Annotated in this window: 17 protein-coding genes; 8 read left to right on the top strand and 9 right to left on the bottom strand. The window is 61.6% G+C overall.

The genetic code is table 11. The annotated features are described in order from the left end of the window. Positions 1–70: 70 nt before the first annotated feature. The 3 genes from ACZ6WW_RS02245 to ACZ6WW_RS02235 are packed head-to-tail and all read right to left on the bottom strand — an operon-like array spanning position 71 to position 3546. Positions 71–655: a response regulator transcription factor gene (locus ACZ6WW_RS02245; RefSeq protein WP_281852261.1), complete on the bottom strand. Its 585-nt coding sequence runs from the start codon at positions 653–655 to the stop codon at positions 71–73. Beyond that, entirely contained in the window at positions 652–1962 is a 1311-nt protein-coding gene (locus ACZ6WW_RS02240; protein ID WP_465272782.1) for an ATP-binding protein, read from the bottom strand. Before ACZ6WW_RS02240 ends, ACZ6WW_RS02245 begins: the two co-directional genes overlap by 4 nt. 51 nt (positions 1963–2013) lie before the next feature. Next, positions 2014–3546 carry a peptide MFS transporter gene (locus tag ACZ6WW_RS02235; RefSeq protein ID WP_465272781.1) on the bottom strand — a complete coding sequence of 511 codons (1533 nt, stop codon included), beginning with the start codon at positions 3544–3546 and terminating at the stop codon, positions 2014–2016. 293 nt (positions 3547–3839) lie between these two features. Here ACZ6WW_RS02235 and ACZ6WW_RS02230 point away from each other — a divergent pair, with 293 nt between their 5' ends. After that, positions 3840–4211 carry a diacylglycerol kinase gene (locus ACZ6WW_RS02230; protein ID WP_281852264.1) on the top strand — a complete coding sequence of 124 codons (372 nt, stop codon included), beginning with the start codon at positions 3840–3842 and terminating at the stop codon, positions 4209–4211. 37 nt (positions 4212–4248) lie between these two features. On the opposite strand, the gene ACZ6WW_RS02225 is transcribed toward ACZ6WW_RS02230, so the two are convergent. Then, entirely contained in the window at positions 4249–5019 is a 771-nt protein-coding gene (locus ACZ6WW_RS02225; RefSeq protein WP_465272780.1) for a tetratricopeptide repeat protein, read from the bottom strand. A 181-nt stretch (positions 5020–5200) separates the two neighbouring features. On the opposite strand from ACZ6WW_RS02225, the gene ACZ6WW_RS02220 reads away from it, so the two are divergent. The 3 genes from ACZ6WW_RS02220 (at position 5201) to ACZ6WW_RS02210 (ending at position 7321) form a co-directional block, all read left to right on the top strand. Next, positions 5201–5818, top strand: a complete 618-nt coding sequence (locus ACZ6WW_RS02220) for a LemA family protein (protein WP_465272779.1) — start codon at positions 5201–5203, stop codon at positions 5816–5818. 71 nt (positions 5819–5889) lie between these two features. Then, entirely contained in the window at positions 5890–6816 is a 927-nt protein-coding gene (locus ACZ6WW_RS02215; RefSeq protein WP_465272778.1) for a TPM domain-containing protein, read from the top strand. 13 nt (positions 6817–6829) lie between these two features. Then, positions 6830–7321, top strand: a complete 492-nt coding sequence (locus tag ACZ6WW_RS02210) for a TPM domain-containing protein (RefSeq protein ID WP_465272777.1) — start codon at positions 6830–6832, stop codon at positions 7319–7321. Between the two features lie 100 nt (positions 7322–7421). Here the strand turns inward: ACZ6WW_RS02210 and ACZ6WW_RS02205 are convergent, their stop codons facing one another. From ACZ6WW_RS02205 to ACZ6WW_RS02195, 3 genes are all read right to left on the bottom strand, one after another. Then, a complete protein-coding gene (locus tag ACZ6WW_RS02205; RefSeq protein ID WP_465272776.1) occupies positions 7422–10283 on the bottom strand; it encodes a TonB-dependent receptor plug domain-containing protein in 2862 nt (953 codons plus the stop codon). Positions 10284–10801: 518 nt separating this feature from the next. Next, complete coding sequence (locus tag ACZ6WW_RS02200) at positions 10802–13654, bottom strand: TonB-dependent receptor plug domain-containing protein (RefSeq protein ID WP_465272775.1); 2853 nt, start codon at positions 13652–13654, stop codon at positions 10802–10804. Positions 13655–13943: 289 nt separating this feature from the next. Further along, positions 13944–15908, bottom strand: coding sequence for an alpha/beta hydrolase family protein (locus ACZ6WW_RS02195; RefSeq protein WP_465272774.1), 1965 nt, complete (start codon positions 15906–15908; stop codon positions 13944–13946). Positions 15909–16103: 195 nt separating this feature from the next. Between ACZ6WW_RS02195 and lgt the strand changes: the two genes are divergently transcribed. The 4 genes from lgt to ACZ6WW_RS02175 all read left to right on the top strand — a co-directional run bounded on the left by lgt (position 16104) and on the right by ACZ6WW_RS02175 (position 19351). Beyond that, a complete protein-coding gene (gene lgt / locus ACZ6WW_RS02190) occupies positions 16104–16988 on the top strand; it encodes a prolipoprotein diacylglyceryl transferase (protein ID WP_465272773.1) in 885 nt (294 codons plus the stop codon). A gap of 4 nt (positions 16989–16992) precedes the next feature. Then, the gene (locus ACZ6WW_RS02185) at positions 16993–17787 is read left to right on the top strand and encodes a thymidylate synthase (protein ID WP_465272772.1); all 795 of its coding nucleotides are present in this window, start codon (positions 16993–16995) and stop codon (positions 17785–17787) included. 122 nt (positions 17788–17909) lie between these two features. Then, complete coding sequence (locus ACZ6WW_RS02180; protein ID WP_281852276.1) at positions 17910–18398, top strand: dihydrofolate reductase; 489 nt, start codon at positions 17910–17912, stop codon at positions 18396–18398. Positions 18399–18424: 26 nt separating this feature from the next. After that, positions 18425–19351: a Nudix family hydrolase gene (locus ACZ6WW_RS02175; protein ID WP_465272771.1), complete on the top strand. Its 927-nt coding sequence runs from the start codon at positions 18425–18427 to the stop codon at positions 19349–19351. 105 nt (positions 19352–19456) lie between these two features. On the opposite strand, the gene coaE is transcribed toward ACZ6WW_RS02175, so the two are convergent. Then, positions 19457–20095 carry a dephospho-CoA kinase gene (coaE, locus tag ACZ6WW_RS02170; protein ID WP_465272770.1) on the bottom strand — a complete coding sequence of 213 codons (639 nt, stop codon included), beginning with the start codon at positions 20093–20095 and terminating at the stop codon, positions 19457–19459. Continuing rightward, positions 20092–20949: a prepilin peptidase gene (locus ACZ6WW_RS02165; protein ID WP_465272769.1), complete on the bottom strand. Its 858-nt coding sequence runs from the start codon at positions 20947–20949 to the stop codon at positions 20092–20094. Before ACZ6WW_RS02165 ends, coaE begins: the two co-directional genes overlap by 4 nt. Positions 20950–20958 lie beyond the last annotated feature (9 nt).

The following is a 20958-nucleotide window of genomic DNA, read 5'->3' as shown; positions in this document are numbered from 1 at the left end:
AAATCGGAAACCGAAGCCACTGGATCCCGGCCTGCGCCGGGATGACGAGTTGGGGATGCTTTTTTAGACGTCAGCCCTCACCCTCCGGCCGCTCCCGCACCGGATGCTTGCTCAACTTCCGCTGCAACGTCCGCCGATGCATCCCCAGGCGCCGTGCCGTCTCCGAAATATTGCCATCGCATTCGGTCAACACGCGCTGGATGTGTTCCCACTCTAGCCGGCGTAGCGCCAGCGGCGCTTCCGGCGCATCGACAACATCGTCTTCGCCTGCCGACGAATCGCCATCGAGCAGCGCACGCACCACGGCGTCGGCATCGACCGGCTTGGAAAGATAATCGTGCGCGCCGCGCTTGATCGCCTCGACCGCTGTGGCAATCGACGCGTATCCGGTCAACAGCAGGACACGGATCTCCGGCACCAGGGCCTTGAGCTCCGGAATCAATCGCAACCCGTTTTCGTCGCCGAGTTTCAGGTCGAGCACGCAATAACGCGGATGATGGCGGCGCGCCAGCGCGCGCGCCTCGTCGGCGTTGCCGGCGGTGATGACTTCGAAACCGCGAGAGCTCAGCGCACGCGCCAGCACGCGAGCGAAGGTCGGGTCGTCGTCGATGATCAGCAGCGGTTGTGCCGGTGTCGGGCGAGGCGAGTCAGTCATCGAAAGGCTCCAGGTGTCACGGTATCGCGGGCCTCCACAACGGCCAGCGGGAGGCGCAGGCACATCTGCGCGCCATCGTCGTAATTATCCGCTATCAGCTCGCCGTCCAGGCGTTCGGCGGTCGCTTCGGCCAACGCCAGGCCGATCCCCAGGCCGGTCAGCTTTTGTGACAGACCCAGCGCGATGTCGGCGTCTTCGTCAAAGCCGGGGCCGTGATCGCGCACGACCAGCTCCAGCCAGCCGGCTTGCTGGCGCACGGTCAGGCTGACCGCGTTGGACTGTTTCAGCGACGAGGCATCGACGGCGTTGTTGAGCAGGTTGATCAGCGCATGGCGCAAGCCCGGCGGTGTGCGCAGCACGATCAGGCTGGTGTCCTCATGGATATCCAGCGTCAGTTCGGCCTCGGGCCGGAGCAGCTGAAAGCGCTCCAGGCAGCCGTGGATAAACCGCAGCACGGTAAAGCGCTCGGGCTCCTGCGACAGCTGGGCTTTGCCGAACGCCACCATCTCGCGCAGGATGGTGCGGCAACGATCGACCTGGTCCTGCAACAGGGTCAGGTCTTCGCCGAGTGCCTGATCCTGCGCATGATCGCGGCGCAGTTCCGGCAGCAGGGTACGCATGGTCGACAAGGGCGTATTGAGTTCATGCGCGGCGCCGGCGGCCTGGGTCGCAATGGCGAGGATGCCCTCGTCGCGCAACGCGCGCTCACGAATACGCTGCACTTCCATCTGTTGAACGCGCAAAGTGCGCGCAAGCGTATTGATAAAGAAGCCGAGCAGCAGGGCGCTGATAACGAAGTTGACGCCCATGCCGGCGATATACAGTGCAATGCCGCCGATAAACGCGTCCTGCGGCGGCTCCGGCAGCGGCACGTACCAGACCAGCAAAGTCAGATATGCCACGCCCGCCAGGGTGGCGATCGTAAGCACGGCCGTTACGGACAATGCCGCCGCACTTAGTGCGATCGGCACCAGCAGCAACATGATGAAGGGATTGCTGGCGCCGCCGGTGAAATACAGCAGGTACCCGAGCACCAGCGTGTCGGCTGCCACGTGCACGATGGTTTCCCACTCGCGCATCGGTGCAGGTTGGGTCAGCCGCCATGCGGCAAAGACGGAGAAGATTGCCAATGCGCCGATGCCGATCAGCAGCGGCAGCAAGGGGATGGCCAGGTGCATCCACAGCGCGCAGAAAAACACTGCAAGGCTCTGGCCGGAGATGGCGCAGAGCCGCAGCCAGGCCAGTGTCCGGGCAAGAGCGGCCGGGCCGGTGCGTTGCAGTTGCGCTTGGCGCGAGCGGTATTCCATACGGTTCAAACGCAGGCCGGCAGCTGATCGCTACCGGCCTATGGTGCTTGATCAGGCCAGCTCTTCGCTATGCACGGCGGGCAGTGGCGTGTGTTCGGCGTGCGTATTGGAAAGCTTCTTCATCACCGGCAGCACCGCCAGCGCAACCACGGTGCAGGCAATACCGACCAGGCCGAGCTTGTTGAACAGGCTGATATAGATCGGCAGGGACTGCACCGGGTCGCTGACATCCTGCGGAATGCTGGCGTAGTTGGCGACGATGCTGCCCAGGTACTGCGAGATGCCGACGGCGACGTAGTACGCGCCCATCATGAAGCCGCCCATGCGTGCCGGCACGTAGCGGGCGATCATGGCCAGCCCCAAGCCGCTGACCAGCAGCTCGCCGAGCGAATACAGGCCGTAGCCCCAGACCATGGTCCAGGAAGACACCTGGCCGGCGACGGCGCTCATTGCGCCGATGCCGTACATGAAGAAACCCACCGCAACGGCGGCAAAGCCCAAGGCGAACTTGGCGGCGACGGACGGATCCTTGCCGATGCGACCGAGCGAGTTATAGAAAAACACCAGCACCGGACTCAGGATCACGATCCAGATCGCGTTGAGGTTCTGGTACTGCTCGGGGATCCAGGTGAACAGATGGAAGCCGAACACGTTGAAGGCGAGGTCGACGTTCTTCTGTGCGAACAGGTTCAGCGACGTTGCCATCTGCGCGTAGAAGATGAAGAAGAAAATCGTCTGCACGGTCAGCACCAGCGCCACGATCAGGCCAGAACGCTCGCTTTTCTGACTGTTCGAAATCAGGTAGGCAAAGATGCACAGAATAATGATGCCGGCCAGGATTACCGCGCCTTTGGCGATCAGCAGGCTCTGCAGGATGCTGGCGGCGACGAACACCATCACCAGCGAGGCGGCAACCAGGGCGAGAATGCGCTTGATGCCCACGGGTCTTTCGTCGGCCGGCGAACCGACGTGCGACAACGTGCGAAACATCAGCGTGTAGTTGCCCAGGCCGAGGATCAGGCCAACGGCGCAAGCACCGAACGCGGTATGCCAGCCCAGCGAATCGCCGTAGTTTTCGCCGACGTAGTTGCGAATCCACGGCGTGGCGGTCATCGAAATCATCGAGCCGACATTCACCGCCATGTAGTAGATGGTGAACGCGCTATCGATGCGCGTGTCGTCGCCTTCGTAGATCTTGCGCACCAGGTTGCCGGCATTGGGCTTGAAGAAACCGTTGCCGACCACGATGACGCCGAGCGCGGTGTAGAGCAGCGTCGGGTTGCTGGAAGGGATCCACAGCATGGCGTAGCCGAGCATCAAGACGACGGCGCCGGTCAGCATGGTGCGGCGGGTACCGATCAGCTTGTCGCCGACCCAGCCGCCGATCGCCGGCGTGGCGTAGATCAACGCCGCCGCCGCGCCCCAGACGAGGTTGGCCTTGGTATCGACGAAGCCGAGCTTCTTCATCATGTAGGTGACCATCAACACCTGCATGCCGTAGAAGCCAAAACGCTCCCACATCTCGATCAGAAAAACGGTGGTGAACGATCGAGTCTGCGAGACCGGTAGGTTCTGAGTTGCCATAGTTGTTCCGTACACGATTCATACAACGGCCGCATGGCGACCGGCGGATGGCCCCTGAGTGGCGGCCATAATCGGTCAAGGTTACCCGATTCGTTCGGCCGGTCGCGCTGCGGCGCGTCAGACAAGACCTTGCGCCAGCTTGGCCGGAGTGTGGCCCGGAGCGGCCAGCAAAGGAGCGCTTGTGGCATCATGCCGCGCTTATCGCCTGAGAATTCCGTCAGATCATGCCGATTTTCCCGCTTTACAGCCTGTCGACGCCTACCCGCCTTCGGGCCGGAAAGGGCGGCTGATCGATGGCCGCGCAGGGTTTTCGTGGCCCCCGGCAGGTCTGGGCAGCCTTCAAATGGTCGATGAAGGGCCTGCGCGCAGGCTGGGATTTCGAGGCCTCGTTCCGACTCGAGGTGGTGCTGGCCGTCATATTGGTGCCGGCAGGCCTGTGGCTGGGCCAGGGCGGCCTGGAAAAGATGGCGCTGATCACCCCGATCATCCTGGTGCTCAGCGCCGAGCTGTTGAATTCCGCGGTCGAGGCGGTGGTGGACAAGGTCAGCCCGGAGTTTCACGAGCTGGCCGGCCGCGCCAAGGACATGGGCTCGGCGGCGGTGTTTCTGCTGCTATTGCTGACCTTCCTGAGCTGGGCGCTGATCCTGGGGCCGCGCTGGTTCTAGACACGGCCTGAGATAAGCATATCCAGACGCGGGGCGGCTATTTGCCTGCCGAAGTCTCTGCAGGTGTGGTTTTCGTATTGTTTTGCACCTCGCCGACGGTGACGGTCCCGGTCCATGTTCCGTCGCGCAGCTTCATGTATTCCTTCGGATCCCAGCGCGATTTGTCCTGGAGATTCTCGCCGCAGCCGCTGACAGGCGCACCGTTGATGGTCGTGTCGGTGCATCGTTTCTTGTACAGGTCCGGCACGATCATTACGACATCGTTCCCGGTGGCATAGCTCAAGCCCGTGCCGGTCATATCGGCCAATGACTGATGCATGGCATGTTCAAGTCGTGGCTTGGCGACCAAATCGCCGTATTGCCCGTACAACTGTTCCACCAATGCCTTGCCTTGTTCGCGCTGTTGCGCATCGAGGCCCGCCCAGATGCGGTCGCGCGTGTCCAGGAAACGGGGATATTTGCGTTCGGCGGCGATGGCTACCCAGGCAAACGCGGTCACCGGATCTTTATCGACACCTTGGCCGTTGAGATACATGAGTCCAATGCTCAATTGCGAGAGCTTGTCGCCGTATCGAGCGCCTTGTTCGAAACCCTTGAGCGCGGCGGCGAAATCGCCGCGGGCGAAAGCCTGCATGCCGGAAAATTCACCGGCAAGGTCGGGGTGTCCGGTGGTAGAGGTGCGGCTCATGGCGGCGAGCACTTCCTTCGTTCCACTGTCGTCCGCTCCCGCTGGCGGTACATTCTGTGCGGAGGCCGCCAGCGGCAGGAAGAAAAACAGGGCCGAGAGGGGCGAGGGTATCGATTTCATCGCAGTCTCCTTGGCGTCTGATCGTCGACCCAGGGTCTGAGGCCCTGCGTTTCGTTTCACGAGATGAGCATAGCGTTAGGCCAAAAGGTGGAGGTGTGCCGAAAGGCAGGCCATTGCGATTGCGCCCAGGCGCCCCGAGGTGCTGCAATGGGGCGTATCCATCGGAGCGGAGATCGACCTTATGAAACTTTTACGCATCATTGCACTGTTGGTGATGATCGTCGGTCTTTCCGGCTGCGGCTATAACGCCATGCAGCGGCAGGACGAAGCGGTGAAGGCAGCCTGGTCCGAAGTGATCAACCAATACCAGCGGCGCGCCGATCTGGTACCGAACCTGGTCAATACCGTCAAAGGCTACGCCCAGCACGAGGAAAGCGTGCTGACCCAGGTGACCAATGCCCGCGCAAAGGTCGGCACCATGCAGCTTTCGCCGGAGGCCTTGAACGATCCGCAGAAGCTGCAGCAGTTCCAGCAGGCGCAGGGTGAGCTTTCCAGTGCGCTGTCGCGCTTGATGGTGGTCACCGAAAATTATCCGCAACTCAAGGCGGATGGTTTGTTCCAGAACCTGCAGGCGCAGCTGGAAGGCACGGAAAACCGTATTACCGTGGCACGCAACCGCTACGTCAAATCGGTCGAGGAATATAACTCGATGGTCCGCACCTTCCCGAACAACCTCACCGCGAAGATCTTCGGCTATCAGATCAAGCCGAATTTCACGGTCGACAACGAAAAGGCGATCTCCACGGCGCCGACGGTGGACTTCGGTACGCATCCGGCGCCAGCCGCCAGCGCGCACTGAGCATGTTTCACCTGGCTACGAAGCGTTGCGCGGCATGCTCGCCCGCAACGCTTCGGGCAACGCGAGGTCATATGCCGACACATGATGGGGCAGGGCATCCAATAGCGGCCGCGGCGCGCTGGCTTGTCAGCCTCGCGCTGGCATGGGCGCTGGCCGCTGGTGTGGCATATGCCGATGATGCGGCCATTCCGCATCTGACCCGGCACGCCACCGACCTCACCGGTACGCTCACGCCGCAGCAGGTCGATCAACTCGACGCACGTCTGGTCGAGCTGGAAAAGCGCAAGGGTGCGCAACTGGTCGTGCTGATGGTCGGGACGACCTCGCCGGAGGACCTGGAAAGCTATTCGCTGAGCGTGGCCGAGACGAACAAGATCGGCCGCAAAGGCAGCGATGATGGCTTGTTGCTGTTAGTGGCCAAGAACGATCGCCGTGTTCGCATGGAAGTCGGCTACGGTCTGGAAGGCGCCATACCGGACGCGGCAACGGCACGCATCACGCGCGAGTACATCGCGCCCAAATTCCGCAATAACGACTACTACGGCGGCATCAGCGATGCGGTCGGTGCCTTGACCCAGTTGATCGATGGCGAGGCATTGCCGCCACCGGTCGAGCCGGTGGTGCGACAGCATCGCGGCGTCGATTTGCAGTCCGGGTTGATGATCGGCTTGTTTGCCGCGTTTTTTATTCGCGGCATTTTCGGACGTGTGCCTGCCGGTCTGCGTTTCGTGCTGGGCGGCGTGTTGGTCGGCGGCCTTCTGTGGTTAGTAGTTTCGATGTTCGCCGGCATCGCCGGCGCCGTACTTGGTGGCCTGTTCATGCTGTTGCCCTCAGGCGGCGGCCGCTCGATCGGTGGCGGTGGCTGGGGTGGTTGGGGTGGTGGCCTTGGCGGCGGTGGCGGCTGGGGCGGAGGCGGTGGTTTGGGTGGCGGCGGTGGTGGTGGTTTCAGCGGCGGCGGCGGCAGTTTCGGCGGCGGCGGTTCGTCGGGGAGTTGGTGAGATGGCGCTGACCATGCGACTGCTGCAAAACGCCTTCGACGGCTGGTTCCAGCTCTCCAAGCGCTTTCCGGCGCCATTGCTCGACGAAGTTGCCAAGCTGGTCGGGCAAGGCGAACAGACGCACGATGGCGAAGTGCGTGTGGCGATCGAGGCGCGTCTGCCGCTATCGGCCGTGCTGAGCGGCGTGACCGCAAACCGGCGCGCGCATGAAGTGTTCGCGCATTTGCGGGTATGGGACACCGAACGCAATAGCGGCGTGTTGCTTTACGTGTTGCTGGCCGAGCATCGGATTGAAATCGTTGCCGACCGGGGTATTGCCCGGCGCGTCGCGGCTGAGGAATGGAAGGCCATTTGCGAGCAGATGCGCGAAGGATTTGCGCGCGAGGATTGGCGCGGTGGTTTGTTGCGTGGCGTCGAGCAGGCCAATGCGTTGCTGCGGGAGCATTTTCCGAGCGATGGTTCGCATCGTGGCGGTGAACTGCCGGATCATCCGATTATTCTTTAAGAAGGTTGCGGCAAGTCTGGTTCTTGCTTCTGACAGCCTCAAATAAAAAAAGGCGAGCCCGAAGGCTCGCCTTTCCCAAAAAAGTCCGGCTCGTTCGAGCTTAGAACTTCTGGTTGTAACGCAGGAAGAAGAAGCGACCGATGTCGTACGACGGGTTCGCCACAAAGCCACTGTTGCCGATCGAGTTGCTCGAAGCGGTGTAGAACAGCGGGGTCTTGCGGTTGAACACGTTGTTGGCACCGACCGAGAACGTACCGTTCCACGGAGCCGTCCAGCGCAGCGACAGATCGTTGAACGCGATCGCACCGACCTGGCGCTTCGGCGTAATGCCGACGCCCGGGGTGAAGTAGTTCGGCAGGTTGCACTCCGGACCGCCGGTCAGATCGAACGAGCAATCTTCCTTCAGGCTCGAGTAGTAACGAATGCCCCAGGTCGCGCCGAAGTCACCGTAGCTCCAATCCAGGTTGGCATTGGAACGCACGCGCCACGTCGAGTACTGACCGACGCTGTACACGGTCGGCTTGTCGCCGCCCAGCTCCTGGTTGTACTTGCTGACGTAGTTCGTATCGAGGTTGATACGGAACTCGCCGAACGAGAACTTCGGCAGGCGGTAGGTTACGTTGAAATCGTAGCCTTCCGTTTCCAGGCGACCGCGATTGGTCAGCGTATGGACCAGATTGACGACCTGGCCAGTGGCCGGATCACGACTGAACGCACCGCAAGCCGAGCTGATGCTGCGCAGGTAGCAGTCGTCCAGCACGTCGTTGGAGCTCACCGCGCTGATCACGTTGCTGATACGGATGTTGTACCAATCCAACGACACGTTCAGGCCATCGACGTAGCTCGGGCTGTAGACCAGGCCCAGCGTCTTGCTGAGCGAGGTTTCCGGCTTCAGCTGGTCGTTCGAGCCGGACAGGAACGGCGTGATCGATGCACCCGAGCCGCCGTCGATGGGCTTGCCCGCCGCGTCGGTCTGGCGGAAGGTCGGCGCCAGGCCTGCCGCACGGCAGTTGGCGATCGCGTTGGGGTTGCCGGTACCGACAGCACCCACGGCCGAGTCGCACGGATCGGTGTAGACGTCGAACGTCTGCGCCTGGCCACCGTACAGATCGCTGATGGTCGGCGAACGGAAGCCCTCGGAGATGCTGCCGCGAACGAGCAGGTCGTCGAATGGCTTCCACTGCAGGCCGAACTTGCTGTTGGTGGTGCTGCCGAAGGTGTTGTACTTCGAGTAGCGGCTGGCCAGATCGACCGACACCAGCTTGGCGAACGGCAGGTCGGCCAACACCGGGATATTCAACTCGGCGTAGGCTTCCTTGGTGTTGTACTTGCCCGAGGTCGACTCTGACGACGGGTTCGTCGAGAAGCCGGTCTGCGAGAAAGTGTCGGGGTGGTTGAAGCCCGCATTGCGGCGATATTCCAGGCCACCGGCGAATTGCATCATGCCGGCCGGCAGCTGCACGACGTCACCGGAGATATTGGCGGAAAGGCCAGTCTCCTGCGTGCCGTAGGTGCCGTTGGTCGGCGCGCCGATGTAGTTCAGCATCTGCGAGGTCAAACCGCCCTGCGCGCTGAGAATATTGACCGGCGTGCAACCGGCAATCACTGCACCCGGACGGCCGCACTTGATCGTGCCGTCGGTGTCCTTGAAGGACGGGCCGAGCGCGTTCTGCAGGTTGATCAGGTTGTAGTTGCCGGTACCGAAGACGTCGCCGTGGTTCTTGTTGAAGTAACCGCTGACATCCCAGTTGAAGTTACGCTCGCCGACCTGGAACGCACCTTCGAAACCTGCGCCGACGCGGTAGGTCTTCAGCGTGTTCTTGGTGATGCGCGGATCTTCAACGCCGCGACGCAGGAAGTTGACGTCCTGCGGATCCGCGTAGCCCTGCTGGCTGCCCAGCGGGTTGTAGTAGCTGTCCTTGTCGAGCAGCACGCCGGTGTTGCTGGTGCCCAGCGGGTAGCCAGCCACCTGGATGATCGAAGTGCGCTCGCTATAAGCGGCGTCAGCGCGGAAGCTGACGTTATCGGTGATGGCGTAGGTGGCCTTACCGAAGAGCGATTTACGCTTGGTTTCGGGCTCCAGCATCATCTGCTGGTCCGCGTTGTAGTTGTCGGCCGCACCGCGATAGCCGTGGTAATCGGCCAGATTGGTCGGATCGCCGCCCGGGTTCAGCTTGAGCGCGCCACCGGGAGCGTTGAGGATCAGGCCGCTCGGGCCGAAGCTCGACAGGCCGCTGTTCGGATGCAGCGGACCCTGCGGGTAGCGCGAGAAGTCGCGGTCGCGTGCCCAGACCGGATCTTCCTTGTTATAGGTGCCGCTGAACACGTAGGACAGCTTGCCGATCTTGTTGCCCCAGGTGAAGTCGTACTGCTGCTGGGTACCGTCAGTCTGGCCGTACTTGCCGTAGTAGACGTTGGCTTCGCCACCCTGGATATCCGAGCGGGTGATGATGTTGATCACGCCGGCGATCGCATCGGAGCCGTATACAGCCGAGGCGCCGTCCTTGAGGACGTCGATGCGCTCGATGATCGAGGACGGAATGGTGTCCAGATCGGTATAGCCGTCGGCGGTGGTGCCCCAGCGACGACCGTCGACCAGCACCAGCGTGCGCGAGAAGCCCAGGCCGCGCAGTTCGACATACGAACCGCCTGCATAGGTGTTGGAGGTCAGGACCGCCGACTTGCTGTAACCGGGCGCACCGGCTGCGGTGATGTGCGACAGGATGTCGCCGACGTTCACGTAGCCCTGCTTCTGGATTTCCTGGCGGGTCATCGTGAAGACCGGCTGCGCGGTCTCGACGTCCACGCTGCGGATGCGCGAGCCGGTGACCGTGATGGTCTCCAGGTTCTGCGTCTTGGCCTGGTCAGGGGCGGTGGGGGCGGCGTCTTGTGCCGAGGCAGCCCAAACGGGCATCACGAGAGCCGCTGCAATGGCAGCGGCCAACAAGGTCTTTTGCTTCATTAGTTATGCAACTCCGAAAAATCCCCAGACGCCCGCACTCCTTGCCGGCTGGTCTGGTTCCCTAGATTTGCACGCTGCCCTCGGGGTTGAGATCGCGTGCCTCGGCATCGCTGATGCTGTGGGGCATGCGATGTGAGCCCGACGTTAAGGCAAGAAGATGCGTTAACGCAATATGTAGCGCGCAAAAAGAAGCGAAAGTCGCGATAAATTGTTGTAACACAAGAAATTTTATGTCGGCGAACGCCGTTTGGCGTGTCAATTTCGATGATAAATACTTTTGATTCAAGTATTTATAATGATTCTGTCATGTTGGTTTGGTATGCAGAGGCATGATTTCCTTCATGGAACTGACACCCGTACCATTTACGTTTTCTTGCGCATAAATTTGCGCTTTTGTCTAGTTTTGGTGAAGACGGTCGGTGATTTTGGGTGCCGTGGTCGCGGCCGGCCACCACGTAACCTCACAAAAAAGCGGACCCGAAGGCCCGCCTTTTCCAGAAAGTGCAGCTCGGACGAGCTTAGAACTTCTGGTTGTAGCGCAGATAGAAGAAGCGGCCGTAGTCGTACGACGGGTTGTAGACGAACCCGCTGTTGCCGATCACGTTGCTCGATGCGGTATAGAAGAACGGCCCCTTGCGGTTGAACACGTTGTTTGCGCCTACCGAGAACGTACCGTTCCACGGTGCCGTCCAGCGCAGCGACAGATCGTTGAACGCGATCGCACCGACCTGACGCTTCGGCGTCACGCCGATACCCGGCGTCACATAGTTCGGCAGGTTGCATTCCGAACCGCCGGTGAAGTCGAACACGCAGTCTTCCTTCAGGCCGGAGAAGTAACGGATGCCCCAGGTCGCGCCGAAGTTGCCGTACGTCCAATCCAGGTTGGCGTTGGAGCGCACACGCCAGGTGGCGTACTGGCCCACGTTGTACGACGTCGGCGTGTCGCCACCGAAGATCTGGTTGTACTTGCTGACGTAGTTGGTATCGAGGCTGACCCGGAAGCTGCCGAACGAGAACTTCGGCAGACGATAAGTGATGTTGAAGTCGTAGCCTTCCGTTTCCAGCCGGCCACGGTTTTCAAGCGTGTACGACAGTTTGGTTACCTGGCCATTGTCGTCGCGCTTGAACTGGCCGCACGCCGATTGCACGCCACGCAGGTAGCAATCGTTGAGCACGTCGTTGGGCGAGACCGCGCTGATGATGTTGTTGATGCGGATGTTGTACCAGTCCAGCGACATGTTCAGGCCGTCGACGTAGCTGGGGCTGTAGACCAGGCCCAGCGTCTTGCTGAGCGAGGTTTCCGGGCGCAGTTTGTCGTTCGAGCCGGAGGTGAACGCTGTGGTCGATTGGGCCGGCACGGAGCCGACATCCTTGCCCGCGCCGTCCTTCTGACGGAAGGTCGGCGACACACCAGCGGCGGCACAATTGGCGATCGCATTGGCATTGCCGGTTCCCACGGCGCCGAACGCGGAGTCACACGGGTCCGTATAGACGTCGAAGGTCTGCGTCTGGCCGCCGTACAGATCGTTGATGGTCGGCGAACGGAAGCCCTGCGAGATGCTGCCGCGAACGAGCAGATCGTCGAACGGCTTCCACTGCAGGCCGAACTTGCTGTTGGTGGTGCTGCCGAAGGTGCTGTATTTCGAATAGCGGCTGGCCAGATCGACCGACAGCAGCTTGGCGCCGGGCAGGTCGGCCAATACCGGAATGTTCAACTCGGCGTAGGCTTCCTTGGTGTTGTACTTGCCCGAGGTGGCCTGCGACGAAGGATCCGTCGAGTTGCCGGTGGCGGAGAAGGCGTCCGGACGGTTGTAGCCTGCTTCGCGGCGGTATTCCACACCCGCGGCAAACTGCATCATGCCGGCCGGCAATTGCACGACGTCGCCGGTGATGTTGGCGGCGAGACCTGTGGTCTGAGTGCCGTAGGTGCCGTTGGTGTTGACACCGATGTAATCGAGCATCTCGGGCGTCAAGCCGCCCTGACCCGACAGAATGTTTACTGGCGTGCAGCCGGCAATCACGGCGCCCGGACGGCCGCAGCGAATGACACCGTCGCCATCGCGGAAAGATGGGCCGAGTCCGTTCTGCAGGTTGATCAGGTTGTAGTTGCCGGTACCGAACACGCTGCCGTGGTTCTTGTTGAAGAACCCGCTGACGTCCCAGTTGAAGTTGCGATCGGCCGCCTGGAACGCACCTTCGAAACCCGCGCCGACGCGATAGGTCTTGACGGTGTTCTTGGTGACGCGCGGCACTTCCACGGCGCGACGCAGGAATTGGACGTCCTGCGGGTTGGCGTAGCCCTGCTGGCTCCCCAGCGGGTTGTAGTAGCTGTCCTTGTCCAACACCACGCCCGTATTGCCCGAACCGAGCGGATAGCCGGCGATCTGGATGTTGGCGGTGCGCTCGGTATAGGCGCCATCCAGGCGGAAGCTGACGTCGTCGTTGATGGCGTAGTTGAGCTTGCCGAAGAGCGACTTACGCTCCGAACCGCTCAGCAGCATCATCTGCTGATCGGCGTTGTAGTTATCGGCGGTGGTCTGGGGATGGTAGTCACCGATCTTGGTCGGATCGCCGCCGGGATTGAGCACCAGGCTGCCGCCCGGAGCGTTGTTGATCCAGCCGTTGGGGCCATAAGGCGACAGATTGCCATTCGGATGCAGCGGGCCTTGCGGGTAACGCGAGAAGTCGCGATCGCGCGCCCACACCGGGCTTTCCTTGGTGTACGTGCCATTGAACACGTACGACAACTTGCCGATCTTGTTACCCCAGGTGAAATCGTACTGCTGCTGAGTGCCGTCGCCCTGGCCGTACTTGCCGTAGTACACGTTGGCTTCGCCACCCTGGATGTCCGAACGGGTGATGATGTTGATCACGCCGGCGATTGCGTCGGAGCCGTAGATGGCCGACGCACCGTCTTTCAACACGTCGACGCGCTCGATGATCGATGAAGGAATCGAGTCGAGATCGGTAAAGCCGTCGGCATTGGTGCCCCAGCGACGGCCATCGACCAGCACCAGCGTGCGCGCAAAGCCCAGGCCGCGCAGCGCGACATACGAACCGCCGGCATAGTTGTTGGACGTCAAGACGGCCGACTTGCTATAGCTGGGTGCGCCACTTGCCGTGAGGTTGGACAGAATGTCGCCGACATTCACGAAGCCCTGCTTCTGAATGTCCTGACGGCTCAGCGAGAACACCGGCTGCGCGGTCTCGACGTCGACGCTGCGAATGCGCGAGCCGGTGACAGTGATGGTTTCGAGGTTCTGCGTCTTGGCCTGGTCGGCGCTTGCAGAGGAGGCATCCTGCGCGAATGCAGTGAAGGGCAGCACGAGAGCCGCTGCAATGGCCGTAGCCAGCAGTGTCTTTTGCTTCATGTTGTAAAAGCTCCAGTTTTGACTTTGAACAACCAGCAGCCCTCCGCCAGCATTTCCTCGCCGGTCGTAAGGGGTTCCTTGGTTGGCGTGCCGTACCCGGGGTTGGGTCGGCATACCGCGGCATCGCTGGCCGTGGGGGGCAGACGATGTAAGGCGGACGTTAAGCCAAAACGGCGCGCAGGCGCAACTTCTTACGGGCCAAAGGGTGGCCCGATGACTTGCAAGCCATTGTTATTTATGAGCTATAAAATTCGTGGCCGGCAGGCGCCGCCGGCCACGAGGTCCCCGCTTAGTGGCTTGCCGCTGCGTCCGGGCCGATATTCTTGGCCAGGAAAGCTGCCAGGCGGTTGTAGAACTCGACGTTGTTTTTCTCGTCGTAGAAACCGTGGCCCTCACCCGATTTGGTGAGCGACTCGTAAGGCTTGTGGGCGGCGTCGAGCGCTGCACGCATCGCCTTGAACTGGGCGAACGGAGCAACCTGATCGTCTTCGCCGTGAACCAGGAACACGGGGATGTCGATCTTGTCGGCGAGCTTGTCGGGCGAGTTGGCGGCGAGTTCGGCCGGGTCCTTGCCGAGCGTCTTGTCAAAGAAGCTGCGATCGAATTTGCTTGAGCTGACGTCGTGGTCGTACATCATCTTCAGATCGTAGACGCCCGCGTAACCGACGGCGCATTTGAACAGGCCCGGTGCGCGAAGGGGGGCCATCATGGCCGAGTAGCCACCGAAGCTGGCGCCGAACACGCAGATGCGCTTGGGATCGGCGTAGTTCTCGCTGATCGCCCACTTCACGCCATCGATCAGATCCTGCTGGATACGGCCGCCCCATTGCTTGTAGCCGGCATGTTCGAAGTTGACGCCACGCCCGCCGGAACCGCGAAAGTTGACTTGCAGCACGAGGTAGCCGCGGCTGGCGACGAACTGTGCGAGATCGTCATAAAACCAATCATCCTTGATGCCGAAGGGGCCGCCATGGGGTAGCAGTACCATCGGCAGGTTGGCTTCGTTGACATCGCGCGGGATGGTCAGGATCGCTTCAAGCTCCTTGCCGTCATTGGCCTTGAAGTGCACCGGGCGGCGCGACGCCATCTTGTTCGGATCGATCCACGGTGCTGACGCGAAAAGCTTGCGCACTTTGTAAGTGGTGGTATCGATCAGCATATAGCTGCCCGGATCGCGGTCACTGGAGACCGAGAACAACAGCTGTTTTCCGTCCTGGCTGTAATTGATGAAGTTAACCAGTTCGCCCGGAAATTTCTGGCTCAGCGCCATGTGAAGCTTGGCGGCGGGCAGATCCGGGTTGGTATAGACCGGTTTTGGAATGCCCGTGCCGTAGGTCACCGCAAAAGGCTCGTAAGGATGCGGCGTATATTGAACGTCGTCGACTTCACCGAACGCGTCTTGCGCCAATACACGTCGATCGCCGCCGCTTTCGTCCTGCACGATCAGGCTGGTGGGGCCGCCGTCGGCGCTGTAGAACGCATAGACATGCTTGTGATCGGGCGTCAGTGCCTTGGGTTCGAAATAACTGCCGACCAGTTTGCTGTCGAGGTTGGCCCAGCCGCTGGCTTCGCGATGGTAGACCACGTAATTGAAGTCGTTGTTGTTGCCGAATGCGTAGTGGGCGACACCGTCATCACCGACGAAAAACTGCATGTTGCCAACGCTGATATCGCCGGCCAGCCTGCGTGATCCCTTGATCCCGTCGATCTCGTAAACCGAGCTGACGTTGTCGTTATCCCAGAGGTTCTCGCTTGCATAAAAATGGCCGTCGTTCTTTTCCGGGATGGCAGTTACAAAAGCGGAGCCACGGTCCCGGCCACGCGTGCTGCCGCGCTTGCTGGCGCCCACGTCGTAACCGTAAAGATAGTCCTGGTTTTTGCCGTCGAGATCGGTCGCGATAATTTCGCCGGTACGCTTGGGTACGTCGATGGAGCCGAATACGCGCCCTTTTTCGACGACCAGGCGCGTGGGGCTTACCCAGTAGATATCGGCGGGTAGCTCGTATTTAGGCATCCGCAGCACGCTGACCGGCTGGGTCATGTCGTCGACGCGAAACACCATAAGCGAATGACTGCCGGCGGAGTTGTCGTCCATGCGCAGTGCCAGATATTGCCCGTCCGGCGACAGGCGCGGGGTGGACAGCTCGGCGTGGCGGGCGAAATCTTCGACCGGAATCAGGTCTGCTGCGAGCGCAGCGACAGGCAATGACAGGCACAACGCGGACAGCGCAGTCCGCGCAACTCGAAACAGCATACGTTTTCCCCCATTCGCTCCTTCGACAATGCCTTGGACGCCAAGGAGCCTGGCGGCCGGCACCCGGAGGTCTCAAGTCCCGTACTCCCCAGTAGCCGGGCCTGACTTCCGTCCTGCGAGTATAGCGACGGCTCGGCGACAGTCGAGCGTGCCTCCGGCGCGTTACACTTGGCCTTTGCCATTGCTCCGAGTCCCATGAGCCAGCCTTATACCGTCGCCATCGATCCTGTCGCCTTTCACCTGGGGCCGGTCCAGATTCACTGGTATGGCCTGATGTATCTGTTGAGCTTTCTGGGTGCATGGATGCTGGGCGAGCACCGCCGCAAGCAGGGCCGCTTGCCGGTAAGCCGCGATGCGCTGGGCGACCTGGCCTTTTACGCGATGATGGGCGTGATCGTCGGCGGCCGCGTCGGCTACATGTTGTTCTATACCAATATCCACTGGATATGGACCGACCCGCTGGCCCTGTTCAAGGTGTGGGACGGCGGGATGAGCTTCCACGGCGGCCTGCTCGGCGTGCTAGTGGCGGGCTTGTGGTGGTCGCGCGGGCACAAGCTGCATTTCATGGACACGGTGGACTTTGTCGCGCCGCTGGTGCCGATCGGCCTGGGGCTGGGCCGCCTGGGCAATTTCATCAATGGCGAGCTTTGGGGCAAGCCCAGCAACCTGCCGTGGGCGATGATCTTCCCGAACGCAGGCGAGCAGGATACCCAGCTGGCGGCCGGCGACCCCGCCTTGGCCAAGATCTTCGAGCAGTTCCACGGCTTGCCGCGCCAGCCCTCGCAGCTGTACGAAATGCTGCTGGAGGGTGTGGTGATGTTTTGCGTGCTGTGGGTGGTGTCGATGAAGCCACGCCCGCGCTATCTCGTATCCGGCCTGTTCGCCCTGATGTACGGCTGTTTCCGCTTCCTGGTGGAGTTTGTCCGGCTGCCTGACGTGCAGCTGGGCTACCTTGCCTTCGGTTGGCTGACCATGGGCCAGATTTTGTCTCTGCCGCTGATTGCCATCGGGCTTATATTGCTGGCCATGTCGCGGCGGGCGCCCATCCTGTCGCCAGCGACCGAATCGGCCAAGGTCTAGTCTTATGCGCGCCTATCTTGATCTCCTGCAGCACGTACTCGACCACGGGGCCGAGAAGTCCGATCGCACCGGCACCGGCACGCGCAGCGTATTTGGCTGGCAGATGCGCTTCGATCTGGCCAAGGGCTTTCCGCTGGTCACGACCAAGAAGCTGCACCTGAAATCGATCATCCACGAGCTGATCTGGTTTCTGCGCGGCGACACCAATATTGCCTACCTCAAGGAAAACGGCGTCAGCATCTGGGACGAATGGGCCGATGCCGACGGCGAGCTGGGCCCGGTCTATGGCAAGCAGTGGCGTGCGTGGCCCAAGGCCGATGGCGGCGCTGTCGACCAGATCAGCTGGGTGGTGGACGAGATCCGCCGTAACCCGGATTCGCGCCGCCTGATCGTCAATGCGTGGAACGTGGGCGAGCTGCCGAAGATGGCGCTGATGCCGTGCCATGCATTGTTTCAGTTCTATGTGGCGAACGGTCGTTTGAGTTGCCAGCTGTATCAGCGCTCGGGCGATATTTTTCTGGGTGTGCCGTTCAATATCGCCAGTTACGCGCTGCTTACGCACATGATCGCGCAGGTCTGCGGCCTGCAGCCGGGCGATTTCGTCTACACGCTGGGCGATGCGCATCTGTACAACAATCACGTCGAGCAGGCTCGGCAGCAGCTTGCGCGCGAGCCCAAGCCATTGCCCAGGCTGGTGCTCAATCCGGACGTGCACTCGGTGTTCGATTTCCGCTTCGAAGACATCGCCGTGCAGGACTACGCGCCGCATCCGGCCATCAAGGCGCCGGTCGCCGTCTGAGGGCAAGAGTTTGCGCCACGCCTGTCGAGCCCCCTTGGCGCGATCCTGCTAATATTCGATGCGCTGGGCCGGGCGATTTGTTCGGCGCAGGGTGTTCTTTAGGCTGCTGAACTAGGATTTCCATGGCTATTTCGTTGATCGCCGCGCTGGATGAAAACTCTGCCATTGGCCGCAAAGGCCAGCTTCCTTGGCATTTGCCGGACGATCTGCGCTGGTTCAAGCAGCTCACCCTCGGCAAGCATGTGCTGATGGGTTACAACACGGCCATCTCGGTGGGACGTGCGTTGCCCGATCGCGTCAACCTGGTTCTGAGCCGCAAGCACGAAGCCCCGTTTCCGGGGCAGATCACCGTTCGCACGGTGCAGGAAGCGCAGGCCCGCTGCGGCGATACCGGCCTGATGGTCATCGGTGGCGCGCAGGTATACGCCGAAGCCTTGCCGATGGTGCGCCGCATGTACCTGACCTGGGTCAATGCAGCGACCGAAGGCGCGGACACGTTCTTCCCCGGTGTCCATTTCAGCGACTGGACCGAAGTCTCGCGCGTGCATCACAAGAAGGATGCCGAGCATAAGTACGACTTCGACATGGTCGAATACATCCGCAGCGCCTGAGTTTTCCCGCCCATCCCATGCATGTAATGGCCGGCATCCTTCGCGATACCGCCGGCCGTGTATTGCTCGCGCAAAGGCCGCCCGGCAAGCATCTGGCGGGGCTATGGGAATTTCCTGGTGGCAAGATCGAGCCAGGCGAAAGCCCGTGGCATGCCCTGGTGCGTGAGCTGCGCGAAGAACTCGGGATCGATGTCGAGGACGGCACCCCGCTGATTCGCATTCCCTGGCGTTACGACAAGGGCGAGCTATGCCTCGACGCATGGCTGGTCGAGCGTTGGGATGGTGAGCCGGCATCGCTGGAAGGGCAGGCCTTGCAATGGGCTTTGCCGGAGGCGGTGGATCTTTCCATGCTCGCGCCTGCCGATCGTCCTATTCTCCAGGCGCTTCGACTGCCTTCTGTCTATGCGATTACGCCAGCGGATGCGCAGCAGGCGGATGGGGACGTGTGGCGGGAGCGTGTCGCTGACGCGATCGAGCAAGGTGCCCGATTGATCCAGTTGCGGCTGCCCTTGTGGAGCCGGAAGGCCGTGCGCGAGCTGGCTGCTGCGCTGCTTCCGTCGGCGCGATTGCATGGTGCCTGGCTGATGCTCAACGAGGATATCGAGGGTGCGCGGCAGTTGGGTGATGGGGTAGGGGTGCAGCTCAAGAGTGCGCAACTAAGTACGTGTGCCGAGCGACCCTTACCGTTGCATCAGCTGGTGGGCGCCAGCTGCCATGATGCAGCGGAGCTGGCCATCGCGGCATCTCTATCCGTCGACTTTGCGACCTTGTCGCCGGTGATGCCTACCGCGTCGCATCCGGGTGCTTTGGCGCTTGGATGGGAGCGTTTTGAGACTTTGGTTGAGGCGGCTTCGTTGCCGGTTTTTGCGCTCGGCGGAATGTCGCCTGCCGATCTTGATCAAGCGCGTCGTTGTGGCGGTCAGGGTGTGGCCGGGATTCGCGGGTTTTGGTGAAGGGGCTGCCGTGACGGAGGGGAGCCTTGAACAACCTCAGTTTGTCCTATCGTCATCCCGGCGCAGGCCGGGATGACGAGTAGGAAGGGTTTTTAGAGGCGCGTTTCAGTCGCGACGAGCCTGCTTCTCAATCAGAGCAAGCCCCAGATACTTCTCATGCAACCGCGCAACAGCCGGCCCGAGCGCAGCCTCATCCCCGCTGTTATCAATCACATCATCAGCAATCGCCAGCCGCTGCTCCCGACTCGCCTGTCGATCCAGCATGCGCTGCGCCAGCTCGGCATCGATACGGTCGCGCTGCATCAGCCGACCTAGCCGCACATCGTCCGGCGCATCAACGACCAGCACACGATCGACCCAGCGATAGTGATCGATATTCTCCGCCAGCAGCGGAATGGCCAGCAGGCAATAAGGGTCGCGATCGGCCAACGCGTGCTCACGCAGCCACTGACGTACGCGCGGATGGGTGATGCTCTCAAGAGTCAGCCTGGCTCGATCATCCGCAAAGACCCGACGGCGCATGGCGGCGCGGTCCAGCCTGCCTTCGGCATCCAAGGCCTCAGGCCCGAACGCGGACACGATCGCCTGCAGCCCCTCGCTTCCCGGCGCAACGACCTCGCGCGCAGCGATATCGGCGTCATACACCGCAACACCCAGGGACTCAAAGCATCGCGTCACCGCGCTCTTGCCGGAGGCAATGCCACCGGTCAGCGCGATGACGTAGGGGTGTTGCGCAGAGCTCATCGCATGCCGCTAAGGTTCAAATAGGCCTGCAGCAGTGTATCGCCCGCCATAAACCAGACCCACCCGGCTGCTGCGATAAACGGCCCAAACGGCATCGGCACCTCGCGCCCGAGCTTGCGGGTTGCGATCAGTACTACGCCGAACAAGGCGCCGATCAGCGAAGACAGCAGGATGATCGGGAGCAGGGCGGATGGCCCCATCCAGGCGCCCATCGCGGCCAGCAGCTTGAAGTCGCCATAGCCCATGCCTTCCTTGCCGGTCAGCAGCTTGAACAGCCAGTACACGCTCCAAAGGCTGAGGTAGCCGACGACGGCGCCAATGATCGACAGGTTCGGCGTAGTGAACATCGTCCACAGGCTGAGCAACAAGCCCAGCCACAGCAGCGGGTAGTTCAACGAATCGGGTAGCAACTGGGTACGGAAATCGATGCCGGAGAGGGCGATCAGCAGCCAGGTAAAAGCGAGCCCAGCCAGGGTGGCCCAGCTAACGCCGAGCTTCCACACGATCAGCGCGCTCAGCACCCCCGTCAGCAGTTCCACCAGCGGGTACTGGATCGAAATGGGTGCCTTGCAGTACCGGCAGCGACCGCCCAGGAACAGCCAGCCGAACAACGGAATATTGTCGCGAATCGCCAGCTTGTGCTTGCAGTGCGGGCAGTGCGACGACTCCACCACGATGCCAGGCGGCAGTGGGCTTTCGTCGGCCGGTAGCTCCAGGATCTCGCGTGCCTCATTGCGCCACATCGCATCGATGCGCGCCGGCAGCCGCAGGATCACCACATTGAGAAAACTGCCCACCAGCAAGCCGAAGACGGCAGCGATGACGATCCAGATCCAAAGGTCGAGCTCGGGCATACGGGCGTT

Source organism: Dyella sp. NPDC103356 (genome assembly GCF_055584465.1).
This window is presented reverse-complemented; position numbering and strand designations above follow the sequence as displayed.

Bases quoted from the DNA above. Each gene is read 5' to 3' on its own strand.
- ACZ6WW_RS02225 (WP_465272780.1), bottom strand. From the start codon at position 5,019: ATGAAATCGATACCCTCGCCCCTCTCGGCCCTGTTTTTCTTCCTGCCG.
- ACZ6WW_RS02245 (WP_281852261.1), bottom strand. From the start codon at position 655: ATGACTGACTCGCCTCGCCCGACACCGGCACAACCGCTGCTGATCATC.
- ACZ6WW_RS02195 (WP_465272774.1), bottom strand. From the start codon at position 15,908: ATGCTGTTTCGAGTTGCGCGGACTGCGCTGTCCGCGTTGTGCCTGTCA.
- ACZ6WW_RS02220 (WP_465272779.1), top strand. From the start codon at position 5,201: ATGAAACTTTTACGCATCATTGCACTGTTGGTGATGATCGTCGGTCTT.
- coaE (WP_465272770.1), bottom strand. From the start codon at position 20,095: ATGAGCTCTGCGCAACACCCCTACGTCATCGCGCTGACCGGTGGCATT.
- lgt (WP_465272773.1), top strand. From the start codon at position 16,104: ATGAGCCAGCCTTATACCGTCGCCATCGATCCTGTCGCCTTTCACCTG.
- ACZ6WW_RS02200 (WP_465272775.1), bottom strand. From the start codon at position 13,654: ATGAAGCAAAAGACACTGCTGGCTACGGCCATTGCAGCGGCTCTCGTG.
- ACZ6WW_RS02235 (WP_465272781.1), bottom strand. From the start codon at position 3,546: ATGGCAACTCAGAACCTACCGGTCTCGCAGACTCGATCGTTCACCACC.
- ACZ6WW_RS02215 (WP_465272778.1), top strand. From the start codon at position 5,890: ATGCCGACACATGATGGGGCAGGGCATCCAATAGCGGCCGCGGCGCGC.
- ACZ6WW_RS02205 (WP_465272776.1), bottom strand. From the start codon at position 10,283: ATGAAGCAAAAGACCTTGTTGGCCGCTGCCATTGCAGCGGCTCTCGTG.
- ACZ6WW_RS02185 (WP_465272772.1), top strand. From the start codon at position 16,993: ATGCGCGCCTATCTTGATCTCCTGCAGCACGTACTCGACCACGGGGCC.
- ACZ6WW_RS02240 (WP_465272782.1), bottom strand. From the start codon at position 1,962: ATGGAATACCGCTCGCGCCAAGCGCAACTGCAACGCACCGGCCCGGCC.
- ACZ6WW_RS02165 (WP_465272769.1), bottom strand. From the start codon at position 20,949: ATGCCCGAGCTCGACCTTTGGATCTGGATCGTCATCGCTGCCGTCTTC.
- ACZ6WW_RS02175 (WP_465272771.1), top strand. From the start codon at position 18,425: ATGGCCGGCATCCTTCGCGATACCGCCGGCCGTGTATTGCTCGCGCAA.
- ACZ6WW_RS02180 (WP_281852276.1), top strand. From the start codon at position 17,910: ATGGCTATTTCGTTGATCGCCGCGCTGGATGAAAACTCTGCCATTGGC.
- ACZ6WW_RS02230 (WP_281852264.1), top strand. From the start codon at position 3,840: ATGGCCGCGCAGGGTTTTCGTGGCCCCCGGCAGGTCTGGGCAGCCTTC.
- ACZ6WW_RS02210 (WP_465272777.1), top strand. From the start codon at position 6,830: ATGCGACTGCTGCAAAACGCCTTCGACGGCTGGTTCCAGCTCTCCAAG.